The sequence below is a fragment of the Niveispirillum sp. SYP-B3756 genome (assembly GCF_009495745.1).
In the GTDB taxonomy this organism is placed as follows: domain Bacteria; phylum Pseudomonadota; class Alphaproteobacteria; order Azospirillales; family Azospirillaceae; genus Niveispirillum.
On sequence record NZ_WIDQ01000019.1, the window covers coordinates 67,451 to 90,549 of the forward strand.

The 23,099-nt window shown below is 61.6% G+C and carries 12 protein-coding genes; 9 read left to right on the forward strand and 3 right to left on the reverse strand.

The features are described 5' to 3' along the window. Positions 1-151: 151 nt before the first annotated feature. Positions 152-1,465, reverse strand: coding sequence for a sugar MFS transporter (locus GE253_RS22770; protein ID WP_153206445.1), 1,314 nt, complete (start codon positions 1,463-1,465; stop codon positions 152-154). A 111-nt stretch (positions 1,466-1,576) separates the two neighbouring features. Here GE253_RS22770 and GE253_RS22775 point away from each other — a divergent pair, with 111 nt between their 5' ends. The 9 genes from GE253_RS22775 to GE253_RS22815 all read left to right on the forward strand — a co-directional run bounded on the left by GE253_RS22775 (position 1,577) and on the right by GE253_RS22815 (position 18,923). Next, complete coding sequence (locus tag GE253_RS22775; RefSeq protein WP_211101554.1) at positions 1,577-2,728, forward strand: aldose epimerase family protein; 1,152 nt, start codon at positions 1,577-1,579, stop codon at positions 2,726-2,728. Positions 2,729-2,747: 19 nt separating this feature from the next. Then, entirely contained in the window at positions 2,748-4,550 is a 1,803-nt protein-coding gene (locus GE253_RS22780; RefSeq protein ID WP_153206446.1) for an IlvD/Edd family dehydratase, read from the forward strand. A 344-nt stretch (positions 4,551-4,894) separates the two neighbouring features. Further along, complete coding sequence (locus tag GE253_RS26605; protein WP_153206448.1) at positions 4,895-7,141, forward strand: M10 family metallopeptidase C-terminal domain-containing protein; 2,247 nt, start codon at positions 4,895-4,897, stop codon at positions 7,139-7,141. A gap of 177 nt (positions 7,142-7,318) precedes the next feature. Continuing rightward, positions 7,319-10,312, forward strand: a complete 2,994-nt coding sequence (locus tag GE253_RS22790) for a M10 family metallopeptidase C-terminal domain-containing protein (protein WP_211101555.1) — start codon at positions 7,319-7,321, stop codon at positions 10,310-10,312. A gap of 206 nt (positions 10,313-10,518) precedes the next feature. After that, positions 10,519-11,508, forward strand: a complete 990-nt coding sequence (gene araD1, locus GE253_RS22795; protein WP_153206451.1) for an AraD1 family protein — start codon at positions 10,519-10,521, stop codon at positions 11,506-11,508. Positions 11,509-11,588: 80 nt separating this feature from the next. Then, positions 11,589-13,148: an alpha-L-arabinofuranosidase C-terminal domain-containing protein gene (locus GE253_RS22800; RefSeq protein ID WP_153206452.1), complete on the forward strand. Its 1,560-nt coding sequence runs from the start codon at positions 11,589-11,591 to the stop codon at positions 13,146-13,148. A 253-nt stretch (positions 13,149-13,401) separates the two neighbouring features. Further along, the gene (locus GE253_RS22805; RefSeq protein ID WP_173012784.1) at positions 13,402-14,445 is read left to right on the forward strand and encodes an arabinan endo-1,5-alpha-L-arabinosidase; all 1,044 of its coding nucleotides are present in this window, start codon (positions 13,402-13,404) and stop codon (positions 14,443-14,445) included. A gap of 11 nt (positions 14,446-14,456) precedes the next feature. Beyond that, positions 14,457-15,872, forward strand: coding sequence for a glycoside hydrolase family 43 protein (locus GE253_RS22810; protein WP_211101556.1), 1,416 nt, complete (start codon positions 14,457-14,459; stop codon positions 15,870-15,872). 318 nt (positions 15,873-16,190) lie between these two features. Continuing rightward, a complete protein-coding gene (locus GE253_RS22815) occupies positions 16,191-18,923 on the forward strand; it encodes a TonB-dependent receptor (RefSeq protein WP_211101557.1) in 2,733 nt (910 codons plus the stop codon). Between the two features lie 96 nt (positions 18,924-19,019). Here the strand turns inward: GE253_RS22815 and GE253_RS22820 are convergent, their stop codons facing one another. Both GE253_RS22820 and GE253_RS22825 read right to left on the reverse strand, forming a co-directional pair. Continuing rightward, complete coding sequence (locus GE253_RS22820) at positions 19,020-21,692, reverse strand: Calx-beta domain-containing protein (RefSeq protein WP_173012785.1); 2,673 nt, start codon at positions 21,690-21,692, stop codon at positions 19,020-19,022. 176 nt (positions 21,693-21,868) lie between these two features. Next, positions 21,869-22,609, reverse strand: a complete 741-nt coding sequence (locus tag GE253_RS22825) for a FadR/GntR family transcriptional regulator (protein WP_153206462.1) — start codon at positions 22,607-22,609, stop codon at positions 21,869-21,871. Positions 22,610-23,099 lie beyond the last annotated feature (490 nt).

A 23,099-nucleotide genomic window follows, 5' to 3' on the forward strand; every position in this document is an offset into this window, starting at 1 on the left:
TCCCGCGAAGGCGGGAATCCATAAAACAGCGCGGATTTTGGATTCCCGCCTTCGCGGGAATGACGGTGGTGAAGTGGCAAGGTAGTGAATAGCGAAACAAACTCCCCCTTCGCCTCCCCCCGACGACCGGGGGGCCTATCTCAAACTACCCTCAATCCAGCCGATGGCCGCTTGCAATGGCGGCTGTCGGCTTGGCGCCCCACAGGGCATAGAACAACACATATAGCTCACACGCCGCCGTCAGCAGGAAAGAGGTCTGCAGCCCATAGGCATCGGCCAGCATCCCCTGGAAGTAAACCAGCGCGCCGCCACCAATCGCCATGATCAGCAGCCCCGCCCCCTCTTCCGTCAGCGGGCCCAGGCCGCGAATGCCAAGGGTAAAGATGGTGGGGAACATGATGGAATGGAACAGGCCAACGCTGATCAGCGCCCACATGGCCACCGGTCCATCCAGCAGCACCGCGGCCATCATCACCAGGAACGCCCCGATGGAGGCGACCGCCAGCAGGTTTTCCGCCTTGATCCAGCGCATCAGATAACCGCCACCGACGCGACCCACCATCATGCCGCCCCAGAGCAGGAACAGATAGTTGGACGCCTGTTCATGGGTGACAGCGGCGATATCCGGCTGGCTGATGAAATTGATGAACAGGTTGGCAACGCCGATTTCGGCAATCAGATAGATGAAGATCGCCGGCACGCCGAACACCAGATTGCGGTGCTTCCACAGCGAATGCTTCTTGCGTTCTTCGGCGTCGGCCCGGCGCGCCGTGGCGCTGATATCGGGCAGGCGGGAACGGGCGATGACAAAGGCCAGCACCAGCAGCACTGCCGCCACGATCAGATAGGGCAGTTGCACCGACTGGGCATCGGCCAGCCGTTCGGCTGCCGTCAGCGTGGCCCCGGCTTCCGCCGTGCCGCCGGTCGACCGGCCCAGGATCAGATAACCGCCGAACAAGGGCGCCAGCGTGGTGCCGGCGGAATTGCACGCCTGCACCAGATTAAGCCGTGAAGACGCCGTTTCCGGCGGGCCGACCACGGCAACATAGGGGTTGGCCGCCACCTGCAGCAGCGCGATACCCGCCGCCACGATGAACAAAGCCACCAGCGTCACTTCATATGAGGGGATGCGCGCCGCTGGAACCATCATCAGCGACCCGACCGCCATGGTCAGCAGCCCCGCCACCATGGCGCGGCGATAACCGATCCGTTCAATCAGCTTGGCCGAGGGGACCGAGGCCACCAGATAGGCGATGAACCAAACCGACTCGATCAAGGTCGTCTGGGCATAGGTCAGGTCAAAAACACTGCGTAAATGCGGCAGCAGCGTGTTGTTGATAACGGTGATGAAGCCCCAGATGAAGAACAAGCTGGCCAGCAGAGCCAGCACGGGGCGATAATTGTTGACCACAGCGGATACGGCCGGATGGCCGGTGCCGGGCTGGGAAATCGGTGCTGGAGGCATCTTGGGGTGTTTCCTCTCGGGACGGCTTCCATTCTATTTTGTATGAGTATATAGCTGGCAGAAAGCGAGCCGGTCAACGGCGCATCGTTTCAAAAGAGAGGAACCCCGATCTTGTCCAATAAGCACTCCCGTGCGGCCCTGGCCTTCGCCCTTTGCGCCAGCACCCTGTTGGCTTCCTCCGCAGCGCTCGCCGCCAGTGCCAGCCGCGCGCCGTTCGGCGAACTGCCCGACGGCACCAAGGTGGAGGCGATCACCCTTATCAATAATAAGGGTGTGAGCGCTACCATTTTGACTTATGGTGCGACCCTGCAGGCGCTGAAAGCGCCGGACCGGACGGGACTGGTGGCGGATATCGTGTTGGGCCATGACACGCTGAAACCCTATGTGGAGACGCCGAACTATTTCGGCATCACGGTGGGCCGCTATGCCAACCGCATTGCCGACGGGCGCTTCACCCTGGATGGCAAGACCTATCAACTGACCCAGAACGACAAGCAGAATTCGCTGCATGGCGGGGTGAAGGGCTTCGACAAGCATAACTGGCAGGTGGCCGATATCCGCCAGGGTGAGACGGCATCGGTTACCCTGACCCTGACCAGCCCGGATGGTGACCAGGGCTATCCCGGCACCCTGTCGGTGAAAACAACCTATGCGCTGGACGAGAATAACGTTCTGTCCATGACCTATGACGCGGCGACCGACAAGCCGACCATCGTCAATATGACCAACCATGCCATCTTCAATCTGGCTGGCGAAGGCAGCCCGCTGGGTATTCTGCGGCACAAGCTGACGCTGCCCGCTTCCCACTATACCCCGGTTAATGCCGCCCTGATCCCCACGGGGGAGTTGAAGCCGGTGGAGGGTACGGTGTTTGACTTCCGCAAGGGTCGGGTGCTGAGCGATGGTTTGCGCGACGGCACCGACCCGCAGATCGTCGCCGGTCGCGGCTATGACCATAATTTCGCCATCGATAGCGGCCTGACGCCCAAGCAGAAATTGACCGCCCGCCTGGAAGACCCGGATAGCGGTCGCGTGCTGGAGGTTTACTCAACCCAGCCCGGTATCCAGGTCTATACCGGCAATTTCCTGGATGGCACGCTGGTGGGCAAGCAGGGGCATCTGTACCGGATGAGCGATGGCATCGCCCTGGAACCGCAGAAATTCCCCGATGCGCCCAACCAGCCCAGCTTCACCACTGCCCGTGTCGATCCGGGGAAACCCTATCGGCATGACATGAGTTTCCGTTTGTCCGTTGCCCAGTAAGAATGAAGGACCGTTGGTGATGACCCCCGCGCCCACCGAACCGAAGAAGCTGCGTTCACGAGCCTGGTTCGATAATCCGGCCAATATCGACATGACGGCGCTGTATCTGGAGCGCTATCTGAATTTCGGCCTGTCGCTGGAGGAGCTTCGCTCCGGCAAGCCGATCATCGGTATCGCCCAGACCGGTTCCGATCTCAGCCCCTGCAACCGCCACCATCTGGTGCTGGCGGAGCGGGTGCGCGACGGTATTCGGGAGGCGGGGGGCATTCCGCTGGAATTCCCCGTTCACCCGATCCAGGAAACCGGCAAGCGCCCGACGGCGGGGCTGGACCGCAACCTGGCCTATCTGGCCCTGGTGGAGGTGCTGTACGGCTATCCGCTGGATGGCGTGGTGCTGACCATCGGTTGTGACAAGACCACGCCCGCCTGCCTGATGGCGGCGGCGACGGTGAATATCCCTGCCATTGCCCTGTCGGTCGGCCCGATGCTGAATGGCTGGCACAAGGGTGAACGCACCGGTTCCGGCACCATCGTCTGGAAGGCCCGCCAGATGCTGGCGGCTGGTGAGATCGATAATGACGGTTTCATCAAGCTGGTGGCGTCGTCGGCCCCGTCCACGGGTTATTGCAACACCATGGGCACCGCCACCACGATGAACAGCCTGGCCGAGGCGCTGGGGATGCAGTTGCCCGGCGGTGCCGCCATCCCGGCCCCCTATCGTGACCGCCAGGAAGTGGCCTGGCGCACCGGCCTGCGCGCCGTGCAGATGGTGCATGAAGATCTGAAGCCGTCGGACATTCTGACGCGCGAAGCCTTCCTGAACGCCATTGCGGTGAATTCCGCCATTGGCGGTTCCACCAACGCGCCGATCCATCTGGCCGCCATCGCCCGGCATATGGGTGTGGAACTGGACCTGCAGGATTGGCAGAGCCACGGCCATGATATTCCGCTGCTGGTGAATTTGCAGCCCGCCGGCGAATATCTGGGCGAGGATTATTACCGCGCCGGCGGCGTGCCCGCCGTGGTGTCGCAATTGATGCAGCAGGGCCGCATCATCGAAAACGCGCTGACCGTCAATGGCAAGAGCATTGGCGATAATTGCCGGGGCGTGGAGATTGAGGATGAGAAGGTCATCCGCCCCTATGGCCAGCCGCTGAAGGAAAAGGCCGGTTTCATCGTGCTGCGCGGCAATCTGTTTGATGCCGCCATCATGAAGACGAGCGTGATCAGCCCGGAATTCCGCGACCGCTACCTCTCCAACCCCAACGACCCGGAGGCCTTTGAAGGCCCCGCCGTGGTGTTTGACGGGCCGGAGGATTACCATCACCGCATCGACGATCCGTCGCTGGGCATCACGTCGGAAACGTTGATGTTCATGCGCGGTGCCGGCCCGGTGGGTTATCCGGGGGCGGCCGAAGTGGTGAATATGCGCCCGCCGGCCTATCTGATCCGCGAAGGCATCTCCGCCCTGCCCTGCGTCGGCGATGGCCGCCAGTCGGGCACGTCCGGTTCGCCCTCCATCCTTAATGCTTCTCCGGAAGCGGCGGCGGATGGGGCGCTGGCCCTGTTGCGCACCGGCGACCGGGTTCGCATCGACCTGAAGACCTGCACCGTCAATGTGCTGGTCTCCGATGAGGAACTGGCCAAGCGCCGGGCCGACTTGAAGGCGGCTGGCGGTTACGCCTATCCGGCTTCTCAGACGCCTTGGCAGGAAATCCAGCGCGCCACCGTCGGCCAGATGAACACGGGTGCCATTCTGGAAGGGGCGGAAAAATACCAGCGCATCGCCCAGACCAAGGGCCTGCCGCGGGATAATCATTGAGCGGTTGAAGGGGGGGGTGGTTTTCGCCCTGTTCGAGCGGAAACCGGCCCTTTTTGAAAACCCCACCCGGCATTGCCCCGCCGGGTGGGTTTTTTTTTAAGATACGGGGCGCATATTTTCTGCTTGCCGATCGGGGATCGGGCACCGGCTGGCGGCGGGTGACGATGATCGGGCCGGGCGATTGAATATCACGCTGTTTCCCGTTGGACGGAAACTGTTATCACTTGTGTTGATATTGGAAATGCGCATGGATAATTGTATGAAATAGCATGTTTTCGGACCATGGCGGGCAGGGTGGGGCTCTTTGGTTCCGATAATTTGATAGACGGATCAAGGGTGAACCCATGTGCTTCCTGTGCGGCAATCAGCAAAACCAGTGCCTGTTTTCCGTGGAGGCGCTCGGGACGGTATCGGCATTGCCGGCGGCCAGCGTGGGAACCACCCAGGCCGCATCCGACATCTATTACGTGCCCTACTTCATCCAGGCACTGGTCGCCAGCTATCGGGGGGTGACACCCCATGTCGGATCGTCCCCCGTTATTACCTACGGCTGGCAACAGGATCTGTCGACGGGGCTTTATGGCGGTGCCACCAACCCGCGCAGCTTGAATAGCATGGAGAAGGAGCAGGCCCGCGCCGCCTTTGCCCAATGGGCGGCGGTTGCCGATATCAGCTTTGTGGAAGCCCCCGCCGGAACCGTGCCCGATGTGCAGTTTGCCGCCGCGCAGATGCAGGCGGGTGGCTATGCAGTCCTGACGAAATCTGGCAGCAGTATCTGGATCAATGCCACCGAATCCCCCTCTCTGACCTATCTGCACGAGATCGGGCATGTGTTGGGGTTGAAACATCCTGGCGATTATGATGCCTTTTCCGGTAATGGAGAGCGGCCATTTCTCCCACCTTATGAAGATACGCTTATCAATACCGTGATGTCCTATAACGGTGATGATGTATCTACATTGGGAATTTATGATATTGCGGCCATTCAATATCTCTTTGGCCCCAATAAAACTTTCCGCGCCGGGGACGATCCTTATTTCGTCAATGTGGCGGATGCGACCCGCTATATCTGGGATGGCGGTGGCAATGACACGGTTTCGGCCGAAGGGTCGGGCCGGCGTGTCAGGATCGATCTGGCCGAAGGTGCCTTCAGCACATTCGCAGACGACATTGACTATTTCCCTCAGGGTCGGCTGCTGGGCGGCACCGGTCAGTTCATGATCGGCTATGGCACCGTCATTGAAAACGCCGTGGGGGGCTATGGCAATGACGTGCTGATCGGCAATGCCGCCGATAACCGCCTGACCGGCGGCCCCGGCAATGATACGCTGGGCGGCGGGGCGGGGCAGGATACGGCAGTTTTTGCCGGAAAATTTGCCGAATACACCATTTTTCCCGGCTATTACGACCTGACCATCACCCGAAATAATGGGGAGACGGATCAGATATCAGGGATTGAATGGCTGGAATTCGCCGATATGACCATCGCCACCCCGCCGCTGGCGATCCCGGGGCCGCCAACCCCCGCCGACCCTATCCTGACGGCCAAGGGCGGCTGGGTGGTGGAAGGGGATGCCGGTGGTGTCAGCCAGCTGGTCTATAGCATGAAACTGACCGACGCGACGGGCTGGACCACGACATCCGACAAGCCGGTCAGTTTCTTCGTGATGACCGGCAGCAACGGCACCGCCAAAGCCGGCACCGATTATGTTGCCCTGAAGCAATGGGTGACCATCGCCCCGGGGCAGAGCGGCGTGACGGTTGCCATCGATGTGCTGGGTGACAAAATCTATGAGGGGAACAAGACCATCGAACTGGTTATCAGTGACCTTCAGGGTACCAGCCTGGCGTGGCAGCAGAAAAGCACCTCTCTCTATGGGCTTGTGGTGGATAATGACATCCCGCCGCAATTTTCCATCGCCGCCTATCGGGCGCTGAACCCGGATGTGGCGGCGGCTTATGGCAATGATGCCACGGCCATGGCCTGGCATTATCTCAATTACGGCCGGGCAGAGGGGCGGGCGGCCAGTGGGTTCAATCCGGAGGCCTATGCCGCGCTGAACCCCGACCTGTTCGCCGCCTTCGGGCTGGATGAAAACGCCCTGATCAACCATTACCAGCAATATGGCCGGGCGGAAGGGCGCGCGACCTATGGCTTTGATGCCATTTCCTATTCGGCGCTTAATCCTGATCTGCACAATGCCTTTTGGGAGAATCGTACGGCCCTGGTGCAGCATTATATTGATTATGGCAGAGCGGAAGGCCGGGCTACGCTTGGCTATGACAAGGAGGCCGCTGCCGCGTTCAATCCAGCGCAGCAGGAAAGGCCCTACGGTCCGCCATTGGAAGGCCTGGGTAACCTCATCGACGGGCTGAGCCGGGACGGGGGGGGCACAAACGGTTTTGATGCCGAAACCTATGCCATCCTCAATCCCGATCTGCTGGGGGCCTTCGGCATGAACCATGAGGCCTTGATTCAGCACTATCGGACGATCGGCCGATCAGAACATCGCGCGATCTTTCTGGCCCCCGACGGCGGCAACCTGAGCGCCATAGGCGTGGCCGGTATTGTGGATGATGGATTGATGTGATGTTGTAAGCCAATCCCCCATGACCTGAATCGCATTGGAAAGTCCCTGCAGGCATCGTATCATTTCCGGAATTCCAGGATTGTCAGTGCCATCATGGAAACAAAACGGAAATAATTCAGCTTTGATTGACAGGGGTTGGTCATGTGCATTGCTTGCGGCAATCTTCAGAATATCTTGATGTTGCCCTTCCTGGGCGGCACACCGACTGCTGATCTTCCCGCGCCGGCAGATCAGTCGGCCGCCGCCCCCATGGCCGTCCCTGCGGATGAAGGGCTGGCCAGCCCCCTGGCCGCCCCGCAGACCATCACCGGTACCAGCGGCAATGACCGCCTGACCGGCGGGGCCGATGCCGACACAATCACCGGCCTGGCCGGCAATGACACGCTGCAGGGCCTGGCCGGTAATGACAGCCTTGATGGTGGTGATGGCAGTGATGTCATCTACGGTAATGAAGCCGGTAATGACACGTTGATCGGTGGGGCCGGGCGGGATTCGCTTTATGGCGGTATCGGGAATGACCTGCTGGATGGCGGGGCCGATAATGATTACCTGTCAGCCTATGGCATGACCGGCAATCATACCCTGCGCGGCGGCACCGGCAATGACATGCTCTATGGCGCCGATGGCAATGACAGCCTGGATGGCGGCGACGGGGATGACGGTGCCTATGGATATGCCGGCAATGACACCCTGACCGGTGGAGCCGGCAACGATACGCTGGATGGCGGCACCGGCAATGACAGTCTGACCGGCGGGGCCGGCAATGACACGCTTTATGGCGGCGGTGGCAATGACAGCCTGGATGGTGGGGACGGGGATGATTATCTGTCCACCTATGGCACTGCTTCCAACGCCATCCTGATCGGTGGCGCCGGCAATGATACGCTGTACGGGAGTGATGGTGACGACACCCTGACCGGCGGGGCCGGTACCGACTCACTGAATGGCGGCGACGGCAATGACACTTATTATATTGACGATCTGAAAGATACGATCTGGGATACAGGCGGGGCCAGCGACACGGCGATCGTGTCGGTTCGAGGCTATGTTGCCGACAGTTCAATTGAAAATATCCGCTATGTCGGCGACGGCTCGGCAGCCCCTTATTTTATCCAGTCCGTTGTCGCCAATTACTCCCATATGGCGCGGGAAAACACGGATAAGGCCCTTGTCACCTTTGGCTGGCGGACGGATCTGTCGGTGCAGCTGTTTTATGGCGGCACTGATCCGCGTGTGTTCAATGCAGCGGAAAAGGAATTGGCCCGGGACGCCTTTGCCCTATGGGCGGCGGTGGCGAATGTCCGTTTTGTTGAAACCGCCACTGCGCCGGACATTCAATTCGCCGCTGCCAGCCTGACATCGGCTGCCGGCTATGCCGATCTCGGCACGGCGGCGGGCAGCGTCTGGATGGATTCCGATGGCGTGCCGCTCAGCACCTATATTCATGAAATCGGCCATACGCTGGGGTTCAAGCATCCGGGCAACTATAATGCCGGGGGTGGTGGCGCTTCCCCGCCCTATCTGCCGACAGCAGAGGATAGCCGCAGCAACACCGTGATGTCCTATAATGGCAGTAACAGCGGCAATCTGGGTGTTTATGACATTGCCGCCATCCAGTACATCTATGGTCCCAACAAGGATATTCGCAACGGGGCCGATAGCTATACCCTGTCGTCAACCGAGGTTGGCCGCTATATCTGGGATGGTGGCGGCAATGATACCGTATCGGCCAGCGGCGCCACCCAGGCGGTGACCATTGATCTGCGTGATGGTGGCTGGGGCTGGTTCGGTGCGAAAAGTGACCTGTTCCTGACAGCCGGTCAGTTCTTCATCGGTTACGGCACCGTCATTGAAAATGCCATCGGCGGCAATGGCAACGACCTGTTGACCGGCAATGCCACGGATAACAGCCTGACCGGCGGGGCCGGGAATGACACGCTGGTGGGCGGGGCAGGGACGGATACCGCCATTTTTGCCGGCACCTATGCCAGCTACAGCATCGGTCTGCAGGGAAGCGATATCCGCGTCACCAGCGGCAACGGGGAGGTGGATACGCTGAGCGGTATCGAATGGTTGAAATTCGCTGATCGCACCGTCGCCGCCCCGACCGTCACCCCCGGCACGCCCTATCTCTCGGTCAGCGCCAAGCCGGTCCTGGAAGGGGCGACAGGCAAGGTGGCGCAACTGGTCTATACGGTCAGCCTGTCGGAAGCGGCCAGCAATGCTGTCAGTTTCACCGTGCGCACCAGCGGTGGCACGGCCACGGCGGGAACCGATTATACGGCCATCGACCGTACGGTGACCATCGCCGCCAAGGCGACGACGGCCAGCGTCACCGTGGATGTGCGGGGCGACGGGCTGGTGGAAAAGGATGAAACCGTCCAACTGGTGATCAGCAATCTGCAAGGTGCCCGGCTGCTGGATGGCAGCAGCAGCCTGACCGTCACCGGCACCATTTTGAATGATGATCTGGCGACCAATCCGGTCTTCTCCCTTTCCGCCTATCGTGCGCTCAACCCCGATCTGGTGGCGGTATTCGGCAATAATGCTGTGAGCCTCACCTGGCATTATGTGAATTACGGCAAGGCCGAGGGGCGGGTGGCCACGGGCTTTGATACGCAAACCTATGCCGCCCTGAATCCCGACCTGTTCAGCGCCTTCGGGTTGAACGAAGCGGCACTGACCAACCATTATCTGCGCTTCGGCAAGGCGGAGGGACGGGCGACCAGCGGATTTGATGTCGATGCCTATGCAGCCTTGAACCCGGACCTGTTCAACGCTTTTGGCACCGACCATGCCGCCCTGATCCGCCATTACATCAATAGTGGCAAGACGGAGGGGCGGACGATCATCGGCTTCGATGTGGAGGCCTATGCGGCGCTGAATCCGGATCTCTACCGGGCCTTTGGCCTGAATGAGGCTGCCCTGATCCGTCATTATGTTAATTTTGGCAAGGCAGAGGGGCGGCAGACGACAGGGTTCGACGCGGAAAGCTATGCCGTGCTGAACCCTGACCTGCTGAGTGTCTTTGGCCTCGACCATGCCGCCTTGATCAACCATTACCAATATGCCGGCCGGGCGGAAGGCCGCGCCGCCTATCTGCCGGCGGATAGCGGTGGGCTGGGTCTGCTGGCCATGGGGTCGGATATGCCGGGGGATGCGCTGATCTGAGCAACACCCCCATAAATTACATAGACAAATAGATAATCCTGACGCTGGCCCTCCTTGGGAGGGGCCAGCGTTTTTGTTTCATCCTCTTCCGTGCGCATCCATCATTGCCAATCCAGCCCACCTGTAATATGTCAGAGTTATTGGCAAGCCGGTTCCCCGGCTGGAAATGAACAGTGCGCCCGAAGCGGCGTGACGGGAGAGGAAAGATGGCACTTCGTCTGTTGCAGCATCGCGCCGCCGATGGCGCGCGTTCGGTGATCTTCGCGCAAGGGGAAGCGGCCTGTTTCCTGTCCGGCGTCACTTCCGTGCGCGAACTGGCCTTGCGCGCCATTGCCGCCGGCCACTCCCTGGCTGAGGAAGCGGCGGCCTGTGGCCAGGGGGCGGCCGTGGATATCGCCGCCGAACTGGCGGCCGGGCGTCTGCTGGCCCCCATTGATCATGAAGACCCGGCGCATCTGGTGCTGGCGGGCACCGGGCTGACGCATCTGGGGTCGGCGGAAGGCCGCGACAAGATGCATAAGGCCGCCCAGCAGGGTGCTGTCACCGATTCCATGCGCATGTTCCTGGAAGGGCTGGAGGGCGGCAAGCCCGCCCCCGGACAGGTGGGCCAGCAGCCGGAATGGTTCTATAAGGGCGATGGTTCCCAACTGGTCGACCCGGAACAGCCGCTGACCATGCCGTCCTTCGCCAAGGATGGCGGGGAGGAGCCGGAACTGGCCGGCATCTATCTGATCGGCCCCGATGGCTCGCCCTACCGCCTGGGTCTGGCGCTGGCCAACGAGTTTTCCGACCATGTGACGGAGCGGCATAATTACCTGTGGCTGGCCCATAGCAAGCTGCGCCAGGCGTCGCTGGGGCCGGAACTGCTGATCGGTGATGTGCCCGCCCATGTGGAAGGCAGCAGCCGGATTGTCCGCGACGGCGCGGTGATCTGGGAGAAGCCCTTCCTGTCCGGTGAGGACAACATGTCCCACACGCTGGCCAATCTGGAACATCATCATTTTAAATATGATCTGTTCCGCCGCGCCGGCGATGTGCATGTGCATTTCTTCGGTACCGCTACGCTCTCCTTCAGCGACGGGGTGCGCACGCAGGAAGGCGATGTGTTCGAAATCGCCGCCGCCCCCTTCACCCTGCCGGCCCGCAACCGGCTGAAACGCGCGGCGGCGGTGGATGTGGCGGTAAAGTCGCTGTGACGGTGGCCGGGCGGTTGCAGGGGTAACCGCACCGCCCGACCTTGCCGATGAAAATCAAAAAAATTAAACGGAGGAAACCCATGATCGCGTCCCTGCGCCGGATCACGGCCGTTCTGCTGTCCGTCAGCGCCCTGGTGTCGGCCGCCCTGGGCCAGACGGCTGGCAAGCCCACCAGCGCCACCATCCAGGCCGACCGGCCCGGCCCCACCTATGATCGCCGCATCTTCACCCAGTTTGCCGAACATCTGGGCCATGGCATCTATGGCGGGCTGTGGGTCGGCAATGACAAGAATATCCCCAACCGCAATGGCTTTCGCACTGATGTGGTCGAGGCGTTGCGCCGGCTGAAAGTGCCGGTGGTGCGCTGGCCGGGCGGCTGCTTTGCCGATGAATATCATTGGCGCGACGGGGTGGGGCCGCAGAACAAGCGGCCGGTGAAGGTGAACACCCATTGGGGTGGCGTGACCGAACCCAACAGTGTCGGCACCCATGAATTCATGGAGCTGGTGAAGCAGCTGGGGGCGGAACCCTATGTGGCCGGCAATGTCGGCAATGGCACGCCGCAGGAAATGGCCGATTGGGTGGAATATATGACCGCCCCCGCCGGCAGCCTGGCCGAGGAGCGGGCGAGGAACGGCCAGAAACAGCCCTGGCAAGTGCCCTATTTCGGCGTCGGCAATGAGCTGTGGGGCTGTGGCGGCAATATGCGCGCCGAATATGCCGCCGATGTCACCCGCCGCTATGCCACCTTCATCAAGGTGCCGGCCGGTTCCAAGATCATCAAGATCGCCGCCGGCGCCAATGTGGATGATGTTGACTGGACGGAGACGATGATGCGCGTCGCCGCCAAACAGCTGGATGCGCTGTCGCTGCATTATTACACCGTTCCCGGCGCCTGGCCGCCCAAGGCATCCGCCACCCAGTTCGATGAGGCCGGCTGGGCCGAGACCCTGGCCGAGGCCCGGCGGATGGATGATCTGATCACCCGGCACAGCGCCATCATGGATAAATATGATCCGCAGAAGCGGGTCTGGCTGGCGGTGGATGAGTGGGGCACGTGGTATGCCGGCGATCCCGGCACCAATCCGGGCTTCCTGCGTCAGCAGAATACGCTGCGTGATGCGCTGGTTGCCTCCACCACCCTGGATATCTTTGCCCGCCATGCCGACCGCGTGCGGATGAGCGCCATTGCCCAGATGGTGAATGTGCTGCAGGCCATGGTGCTGACGGATGGGCCCAAGATGGTGCTGACGCCCACCTACCATGTGTTTGAGATGTATCAGCCCTGGCAGGATGCCACCGTGCTGCCCATCAGCATCGACACGCCCAGCTACACCAAGGATAAATGGACGATGCCGGCCGTCAGCGGCTCGGCGGTGCGGGCCAAGGATGGCCGGCTGCATGTCGGCCTGTCCAACCTGGACCCCAATAACGCCAACAAGGTGACGGTGAAGCTGGAGGGGGTGAGCGCCAGCGCCGTCAGCGGCCGGGTGCTGACGGCATCTGCCATCAACGCCCATAATGATTTCAACGCACCGGATGTGGTGAAGCCCGCCGCCTTCAGCGATGCACGCATCGAAGGCGGGGTACTGACGGTGACGCTGCCGGCCAAATCGGTGGTGGTGCTGGACCTGCGCTGAGGCGGCCGGCAGAAGCCTTGCTCTAAAAGTGTCCGTCCGGAAAGTTGCTGTGCTTTGTGAACCCTCACGATCTCACCGCCGTCATTCCCGCGCAGGCGGGAATCCAAAATCCGTTCTGTCGTATGGATTCCCGCCTTCGCGGGAATGACGGTTAAGTGTTTGGAGAAATGTAAGAAGTTTATGGACGGACCCTAAGCGGCAAAGCAGCCGAAAAGCGCTGCCCCTGTACCCAGAAAGAAATCAGGAGGAAACCATGGCGTTGCAGAAAACCCTGGCCACGACCGCCCTTTCCCTGTTGCTGCTGGCGGCGCCGGCCCTGGCGCAGCAGGTGGGGGAAAAGGTTGGCGGTACGTTGAATGCCCAACTGACCGGCGATCTGGCCCCCACCCATGATCCGGTGATCATCCGGGAAGGTGAGACCTATTACGTGTTCGGTACCGGGGTGCCAGGCAATAAGGGTCGCTATATCCTCTCCCGCACCTCCACGGACCTGAAGCACTGGACAGCCACCGGCCCGCTTTTCACCCAGATCCCGGACTGGGCGCAAAAGGCCGTGCCCGGCACGAAGGAGATGTGGGCGCCCGATGTCTCCTTCGTGAATGGGGAATATCGGCTGTACTATGCCGTCTCCACCTTCGGGTCCAACCGCTCTGCCATCGGCCTGTTCACCAGCCCGACGCTGGACCCCAAGGCCGCCGGTTACGGCTGGAAGGATCAGGGCATGGTCCTGATGTCGACGGAGAAGGATGATTTCAACGCCATCGACCCCAATTTCATCGTGGATGCGCAGGGCCGCCACTGGCTGGCCCTGGGCAGCTTCTGGACCGGGCTGAAACTGTTCCCGCTGGATGCCAAGACCGGTAAGCCGGCACCCGATGCCAAACCCTATTCCATCGCCCGCCGTCCGGCACCGGCCGGCGCGCCCGCCCCGGTGGAAGCCCCCTTCATCATTCCCCATGGCGGCTATTACTGGCTGCTCGCCTCCTATGATTATTGCTGCAAGGGGGTAAACAGCACCTATTACACCGTGGCGGGGCGGTCGCAGGAGATTACCGGCCCCTATCTGGGCCGCGATGGCAGCCCGATGATGCAGGGTGGCGGCAGCATCTTCCTGCGCGCCGACCTGCCTGAACAGCAGCGCTTCCGCGGCCCCGGTCATCCCGGCGCGTTTCAGGACAAGGACGGCACCTGGTATGTCGTCTATCACGCCTATGATCGGCAGAATAACGGCGCTTCCACCCTGCGTATCGCCCCCATCCGCTGGGATGCGGAAGGCTGGCCGGTGGCGGATTATTGAGGGGACGGACCATGATGCACAGCGCCCTTTCCCGCCGCCTGTTCCTGGCCGGGGCCGCCAGCCTGCCGGCCAGCGGCAGCCTGTTCAACGGTGCCGCCCGCGCAGCGGCCGGTCCGGCCCCGGCAGCGGCACCGCTGAACCCGCTGGTGCGCCAGCGCGCCGATGCGCAGGTGTTCCGCCATACGGATGGGCATTATTACCTGACCGGTTCCGTCCCGGAATATGACCGGCTGATCATCCGCCGCAGCCCCACCCTGGCCGGGCTGGCGGCGGATGACAGCGAAGCCGTGGTTTGGCGCCGCCCGGCGACGGGCAAGCTGGGCGGCTATATCTGGGCGCCGGAACTGCATTGGTTCGACGGGGCCTGGCACCTCTATTTCGCCGCTGGCGATAGCGGGGAGCCGTTCCATATCCGCACCTATGTGCTGAGCTGCCGCGATGCCGATCCGCTGACCGGTACCTGGACCCTGACCGGCCAGCTGCAGACACCGTGGGACAGTTTCACCCTGGATTCCACCATCTTCAGCCATCGCGGCGTGCGCTATATCTGCTGGGCGCAGAAGGAGCCGGGGATCGAGACGAACTCCAACCTCTATCTGGCACCGCTGGCCAGCCCCACCACCCTGGCCCGGCCGCCGGCCCGGCTGACCGTGCCGACCCTGGACTGGGAAATCCGGGGCTATAAGGTGGCCGAAGCGCCGGCCCTGCTGGCCCGCAATGGCCGGCTGTTCCTGACCTATTCCGCCAGCGCCACCGATGCCCGCTATTGCCTGGGCTTGCTGACGGCCCCCGATGATGCCGACATCATGGACCCGGCCGTCTGGCAGAAATCGCCGCAGCCGGTGTTTGTTTCCTGTACCGAAACCAGTGTCTATGGCCCCGGCCATAACAGCTTCACCGTGGATGAACAGGGCCGCGACATTCTAGTCTATCATGGGCGCGATTACCGGGACATCAAGGGTGATTCCCTGTTCGACCCCAACCGCCATACCCGCATCCAGCGGCTTTACTACCAGCCCGACGGCACCCCCGATTTCGGTGTGCCGGTGGGCAACGGGGCTTTGCCGGAACGGTTCAGCCCGGCGGGGCATCCGGGGCGCTTCCTGGCGCAGGCGGGGGAGGGGCTGCGGATCGGCAGTGGCGCGCTGCCGGCGACACAGTTCCGGGCTGTTCCGGTTAATCCGGGGGCTGACAGCTTCCTGCTCTCCCCCATCCTGCGGCCGGATCTGGCGGTGACTTTGGGGCAGGGGGCGGCGGTCACCCTGGCCCCCCGCGCCCAGGCCACCGCCTTTGCCCGCCAGGATGCCGGCGGCGGTGCCGTGCGGCTGGTCCTGGCGGGGGCGCCCGGCCGGGCGCTGGCGGCGGCCGGGGAACGGCTAACCATCGGCACCGCTGCGGGGCAGGCGGCGCGGTGGCTGGTGGATTAGGGGGATTTGTCTGATAAATAGGATGTGCAAGGGGGGGAATCCGTTCCGAAACTTCCCCTGCCATTTCTAGCCGCTCAGCCACCATTCCCCGCCGGTGCGGGGAATGGCGCGGCGCAAGGGCAAGGCTTTGAAAAGCCCCCCTGTGCCCAAACCGCCACATCCACATCGCCACCCCCTTTCATGACAGAAATACTGCTTGCGCCTTATTTGTCTGAGCATTAAATAGTCTGAGTAATTTAAAAAGGCGCACCAATGCGCCGCGACCTCTGGGGGAGGATATCCATGGCCATCACGCCACGCGGACTCTGTTCCGCATCCATGCTCGTTCTCACACTGACCAGTGCTGCCCAGGCGCAGCAGGCTGATCAACTGGAAGAAATCATCGTCACCGGCGTGCGCGCCTCGGTGGTGGGTGCCATCAATGTGCGCCGGGAATCCACGCAGATCGTTGATTCCATCGTGGCCGAGGATGTCGGCAAATTGCCCGACAATAATGTGGTGGAGGCGCTGCAGCGCCTGACCGGCATCCAGGTCACCGACCGGGGCGGCGGGGAGGTGGCGACCGTCACCATCCGGGGTCTGACCGACCCGCTGACCACACTGAATGGCCGCAATATCTTCACCGCCGCCGGCCAGTCCTTTGCCCTGCAGGATGTCTCGGCCAATCTGGTGAAGAAGGTGGATGTCTATAAGACGCGCGCCGCTGACCAGATGGAAACCGGCCTGGCCGGCCAGATCAATGTGGAAACCCGCCGGCCGTTCGATTTCGACGGCTTCACCATCTCCGGTCTGGCGCGCGGCACCTATAATGAGGAAGCCGACACCTATAACCCCAACGTCGCCATGCTGGTCAGCGACCGCTGGGAGACGGGGGCCGGGGAGTTCGGCCTGCTGGTCAATGGCAGCTATAACCGCTCCAAATACCGCAACATGTCCACCACGGCGGGCGCCATGGTGCCGTTCGCCACCGAAACCCCGCCCACCGCAGCCGGCCTGAAGCCGCTGGAACGCATCTTCCCCGGTGACAAGAATGTCAACTGGACGCCCGGCCTGGATTACGGCCTGCCCACGGCCCCCGGTTCGGCGCTGACCATCAATGGCGCCAAGGTGCCCTATTACCTGTCCCGCGATGCCGTGTTCAGCAGTGACCTGTATGGCAAGCGGGAACGGCCCTCGGTCAATGCCGCCGCACAATGGTCCCCCAACGACAATTCCACCTATACGGCGGAATTCTTTTATTCCGGTTTCCGGGGCACCACCTTCAACAGCCTGCAGTTCAGCTTTGTCGATTGGTGGGGCAATCCCGGCCCGGTGCAGCTTTATGACGGAACCAACATCGTCAAGGCCCGGACGGTGGATGATGTCTATGGCTTCAACAGCGGCGATTTCACCAAGTCGAAGACGGACAGCTTCGTCTATGCGCTGAATGGTGACTGGGCCATCGGCGACAATGCCAAGATTGTTGCCGATGCCGCCTATCAGACCAGCAAGAACAAGTCCGAGTTCCTGGCCATGCGCACCGACCGGGTGGCCAAGCAGATCAAGACGGATTTCAATGCCGGTGGCGGCATCCCCTCCTATCATTTCGACGATGATGCGAAGCTGGCCGATCCCAGTGACTGGAACGTGGCGCAGCTTTACGATAATGCCAATGCCGCCGATGGCAGCGCCTTCACCGCCACGCTTGATGGGCAGTATAATTGGGATGATGGGTTCCTGCGTCAGGTGAAGGCGGGTTTCCGCTATGATGACCGCAAGGCGTCCACTTCCATCCGCACGCAGGACGCCGCCAATCTGGGCGCCAAGCTTTCCACCCTGCCCAGTGAGGCCTGGTTCACCAACAAGGATTTCTTCGACGGCCGGGCCGATGTGCCGACAAGCTGGGTACTGCCCAGCGGCTACTGGCTCTATGACAATGCCGATACGGTGCGCGGCCTTTACAAGGTGAAGACATCTGACCAGCTCTCCCTGGCCAAGGTGTTTGATATCAATGAGGAAACCCTATCGGCCTATGTCCAGGCCGATGCCGAGATCGATATTTTCAACCGGCCTTTGAAGCTGCAAGGTGGTGCCCGCTATGTGCATGTCGGTACCGATTATGACTTCTTCGACCGCTATAAGAACGGCGCGCTGACGCAGGTATCACAGAGTTCCGCCCGCTGGCTGCCCAGCTTCACGGCGCGCTATGATGTGACGTCCGATGTGCGCTTGCGCTTCAATTATGGGGAGACACTGCGCCGGCCGAATTTCGGGGATATCAACCCCAACTATTCGCTGACGGGCGACCTGACCAATGTGGGCTATGGCAGCGGCAGTGCCGGCACCGCCGACCTGAAGCCCACCCATTCGAAGAATATCGATCTGGCGGTCGAATGGTATTTCGACCGGGACAGTGCCCTCTATCTTACCGGCTTCCGCCGGGAGATTGACGGGCTGGTGGTGCCGCTGACGGTGCGCGAATATATCCCCAATAATGGCATTGTCGCCGGCAAGACGGATTATTTCGCCATCACCCGCCCGGTCAATGCCTCTGACGGGGTGTTGAAGGGGCTGGAACTGGGGGCCACCTATTTCCCACATTATCTGCCGGAAATGCTGGATGGTCTGGGGGTGGTCGGCAGCCTGACCCTGCTGGATTCCAAACAGAATATCCCGCTATCGGATGCCGCCGGGAATATTGTCGGCCAGACCAGCTCACAATTCTTCGGTGTCTCCAAGCTCTCCTACAATGCCACCCTGGTTTATGATCATGGCCCGGTGGGGGCACGCCTGTCCTATGTCTGGCGCAAGGGCTTCTTGCATAATAACGAGGCGCGGCTGTTCGCCAACCCGATCGGCGTCTGGTTCAAGCCGGAGGAAAGCCTGGATTTCCAGCTTTCCTGGAATGTCACCGATCAGGTGGGGCTGACCTTTGATGCGGTCAACCTGACCCGGTCGAAGCAGCAGAACTATTACAAGTTCGACAATGCCGGCAATGCCGAACAGTACAATCTCGGCACCCTGCTGCTGGCCCGCACCTTCTCTCTCGGTGTGCGCTACACGTTTAATTGACACCAACCCGCCTGAAGGCTGCCCTTTAGGCGGGTCGGAGGCCAGCGACTGCCGGCATGAAGGGAGTTCTCCTTCCCTTCAGGCCGGCCTTTGCCCTCACCCCAGATCTTCCACCATGCCCAGCAGGCCCAGGCTGTGCTCGGCCATCATGCCGCTGGCGGTGCTAAGGGCGAAGGCCGGGCGCCCTTCTGCCCGGCCGGCATATTGGTAATGGGCGATCAGGGCCGTTGGATTGTAGCCGAGAACATCCATCAGATCGGGGTTCAGGGCGGCATAGGTCTCTACGTCGAAACCAGTGGTCTCCCGCTTCTCCGCCCGGCCGAAATTGATGTAATGATTGATCAGTGCAGCACTGTTCAGGCCGAAAGCATTGAACAGGTCGGGGTTCATGGCCGCATAGGATTCAACGTCAAACCCCAGGATTGGGCGGCCTTCTGCCTGACCGTTGGTTACATAGTGACGGATCAGCGCGGCCTTATCCAGGCCGAACGCATTGAACAGGTCGGGGTTCAAGGCCGCATAAGCTTCGGCATCAAAACCAATGGAAGGCCGCTGTTCCGTCCGGCCGAAGCGTTGGTAATGGTTGCTCAGCGCGGCACTGTCAAATCCGAAGGCGTTGAACAGGTCCGGGTTCAGGGCCGCATAGGATTCCAGGTCGAACCCGTCGCTGGGCCGACCCTCTGCCCGGCCATAGTTAATGTAATGCCGGATGGTGGCGGCATCGTCATTACCAAAGGCCGCCGCCACATCCGGGTTCAGGATGCGATATGCTTCCAGCGTGAAGACCGGATCAATGGCATCATCATCGATAATCGTGCCCGTGGTGGTCAGGGTGCTGGCACCACCGGGCAGTTGGGCACCCTTCAGGTCGCTGATCAGCAACTGTACGGTCTCGTTGCCTTCCAGGATGCGGTCGCCCAGGATATTCAGCGTCACCGTGGTGCTTTTCGTTCCCGGTGCCATGGTGATCGTCTGATCCACCACCATGTAATCCTGGCCCGCTGTCGCGGTGCCACCGTCGGTGCGGACAGTGAAAGTGACCGCCGAGGTGGAAGCGATAGACAGGTTGATCGTAAAGACCATCTTGCTGACGCCGCCACTATCCACTTCCAGCACCGGGCGCGGGGCGCTGGCGGTCAGGACCGGGAGAACGGGGGCGGCAACGGTCCGGTCATTGAATTTCAGCATTTCAATACCGGTCAGCGTATCCACTTCCCCGGTATTGCTGATGACCAGGACGGCTGACCCTTCGGTGGTGACGGTATAGTTGGCGTAATTGCTTAAGAAGACGGCTGTATCCGTTCCGTCACCGCCCACCAGCGTGTCATTGCCGGTGCCGCCGATCAGCGTGCTGTTGCCGGAAAAGCCCGCCGTGGACAGGAAATCATCATCGGCACCGCCATCAATACTATCGTTGCCGCCACCGCCATAGAGCGAATCCCTGCCGGCACCGCCATCCAGCTTGTCATCGCCAGCACCGCCATCCAGGTAATCATCGCCCAGATCACCGATCAGCGTATCGTTACCCGCATTGCCGGACAGCCTGTCATTCCCGTCCCCGCCATTCAGGCTGTCATTCCCGTCCCCCGCCTGGAGCGTGTCATTGCCGGTGCCGCCGATCAGTATGGTCTTGCCGGTAAAGCCGCTGGTGGAGAGAAAATCATCGTCGGCGGCGCCATCCAGACTGTCGTTGCCGCCACCGCCATAGAGCGAATCCCGGCCGGCACCGCCGTCCAGCTTGTCATCGCCATCCCCCCCGTCCAGGAAGTCATTTCCCAGATCGCCGGTCAGCGTGTCGTTACCCGCATAGCCACGCAAGCTATCGTTGCCATCCCCGCCGGACAGGGTGTCAGCCCCATCCCCCGCCAGCAGCGTGTCATTGCCAGCACCGCCGATCAGCGTGGTTTTGCCGCTATAATAATATGTGGACAGGAAATCATCTTCGGTGCCGCCATCCAGACTGTCGTTGCCGCCACCGCCAAAGAGCGAATCTTTGCCGACGCCACCGTCCAGCTTGTCATCGCCGGCGCCGCCATCCAGGTAATCATCGCCCTGTTCGCCGGTCAGCGTGTCATTGCCGGCAGCACCGTAAAGCTTATCCTGGCCGTCCCCGCCGTTCAGGCTGTCAGCCCCGTCCCCGGCATAAAGCGTGTCATTGCCGGTGCCACCAATCAGCGTGGTTTTGCCGAGAGAGCCGGACGTGGACAAGTAATCATCATCGTCACCGCCATCCAGACTGTCATTGCCCAGGCCGCCATAGAGCGAATCCTTGCCAGCGCCGCCGTCCAGCCTGTCATCGCCGGCACCGCCATCCAGGTAATCGTTGCCCAGATCACCGATCAGCGTGTCGTTCCCCGCATTGCCATACAGCGTATCCTGACCTTCCCCGCCGTTCAGGCTGTCAGCCCCGTCCCCGGCATAAAGCCCATCATTGCCCAGGCCGCCGATCAGTGTGGTCTTGCCTGTATAGCCATAGGTCGACAGGTAATCATCGTCGTCACCGCCATCCAGCAGATCGTCGCCATCGCCGCCATACAGGGAATCCGCGCCGGCCCCGCCTCTCAGCGTATCATTGCCAGAGGTCTTGCCGTCACCATACAGCACATCAGCGCCGTCCTCGCCGTCGAGGCTGTCATTGCCACCGCCACCGGTCAGCGTGTCGTTCCCCGTACCCCCGGTTATCACATCGGCATCGGCCCCGCCTGTCAGGCGGTCATCGCCTTCACCACCGGTCAGGGTCTGCGGGGCGGCGGGGGGAATGTTATTCATGATCGCACCAAGCTTTCCGATTACCATGGCAGCCGGCGGGGTTTGCGCCGGATTTCCGATTGCTAAGGTATAAGGTAAGCATGTCCCGATCAACAAACGGGGTATTGTGACTCTCTTTCTTTAAGGGTAGGGGGAAGTCAGGACAGCGCGGATGGTGGCGCAGCGGCACACCCTGCCTATAGCGACAGTTCCGTATCTTCCTGCGCCAGCCGCACCAGATCCACCATGGCGGCCCGTGCCGCCACCGGATCGCTGTTGCCGATGGCTTCATAAAGAACGCGGTGGTCGGCCACCGGGTCGCGCGGCAGCTTGCGCTTGCGCTGTTTGAAAATGGTGGTCCAGCTGACAGCGGCGGAGATGGTGCTGGACAGGGTCATCAGTGGTGCGTTGCGCGAGGCTTCCAGAATGGCGTGGTGGAATAGCTGGTCCGCCTCCCGCCCCGCCTCCGTGGCCAGCCCGTGGCGTGCCATTTCCTCCAGCGCGTGGCCCATGCGGGCCAGATCGGCGCCGCTGCGGCGGACGGCGGCCAGCTCGGCGGCCGAGGGTTCGATGATCATGCGCAGTTCAAACAGGCCGCGGATGAATTCCACACTCGGCTCACCCTCAAACATCCAGGCCAGCACGTCGGGGTCCAGCAGGTTCCAGCGTTCCTTTTCCGTCACCCGCGTGCCGGTGCGCGGCCGGCTTTCCACCAGCCCCTTGGCGGACAGGATGCGCACCGCCTCCCGATAGGCGGTGCGTGAGACGTCCAGCTGTTCGGAAAACTCAATCTCCCCCGGCAGCGTGTCGCCCGGCTTGTAAATGCCGGTGACAATATCCACGCCCAGATCATGGGCGATGGAACCATGGATCCGCTTCATGGATGTGGTATTCAAGCCGGTGGTCCGGGGACCGGTCTGTTCCTTGCGCTGACGCATCTTCACCCTGCGGGTTTCCCTTTGCCCGGCAGAGGTGCCGGGCTGGCCATTATAGCCCGGTTTTCCAGCTTTTGGGATAGTCATCCTCAGGCTGATCGGCAAAATTGCACGATTTGTCAGAGAAATAGCGGGGCTGGGCTTTCCCCCGGCAGGGGCGGGAATGGCTGGCTCTACCCGTCATTGACAGGGCCATCCCCGTGCCTATCCTACCCCGCTGGTATAAATAATCATACTTTTGCCGGCGATTGAGGGGCCGGATCAAGTCATGCCCCTCAATCGCCGGCGCCAGCATCCGCTGGCTTGGCTACGCCGCACGTGCGGCGCGGCGGCAGTCGCAGCATTACCAACGGTCATGAATGATGACCGGGCCTGTTGAAGAAGTCCTGATATTTTGATTCGATGGCGATGTCACGGGAGGCATCGCCATGTTGGGTCAAAAGGATCGTCGTCAGCCTGAGCTGTTTGTGGCGTGCTCGCTGCGGGAGCTGCT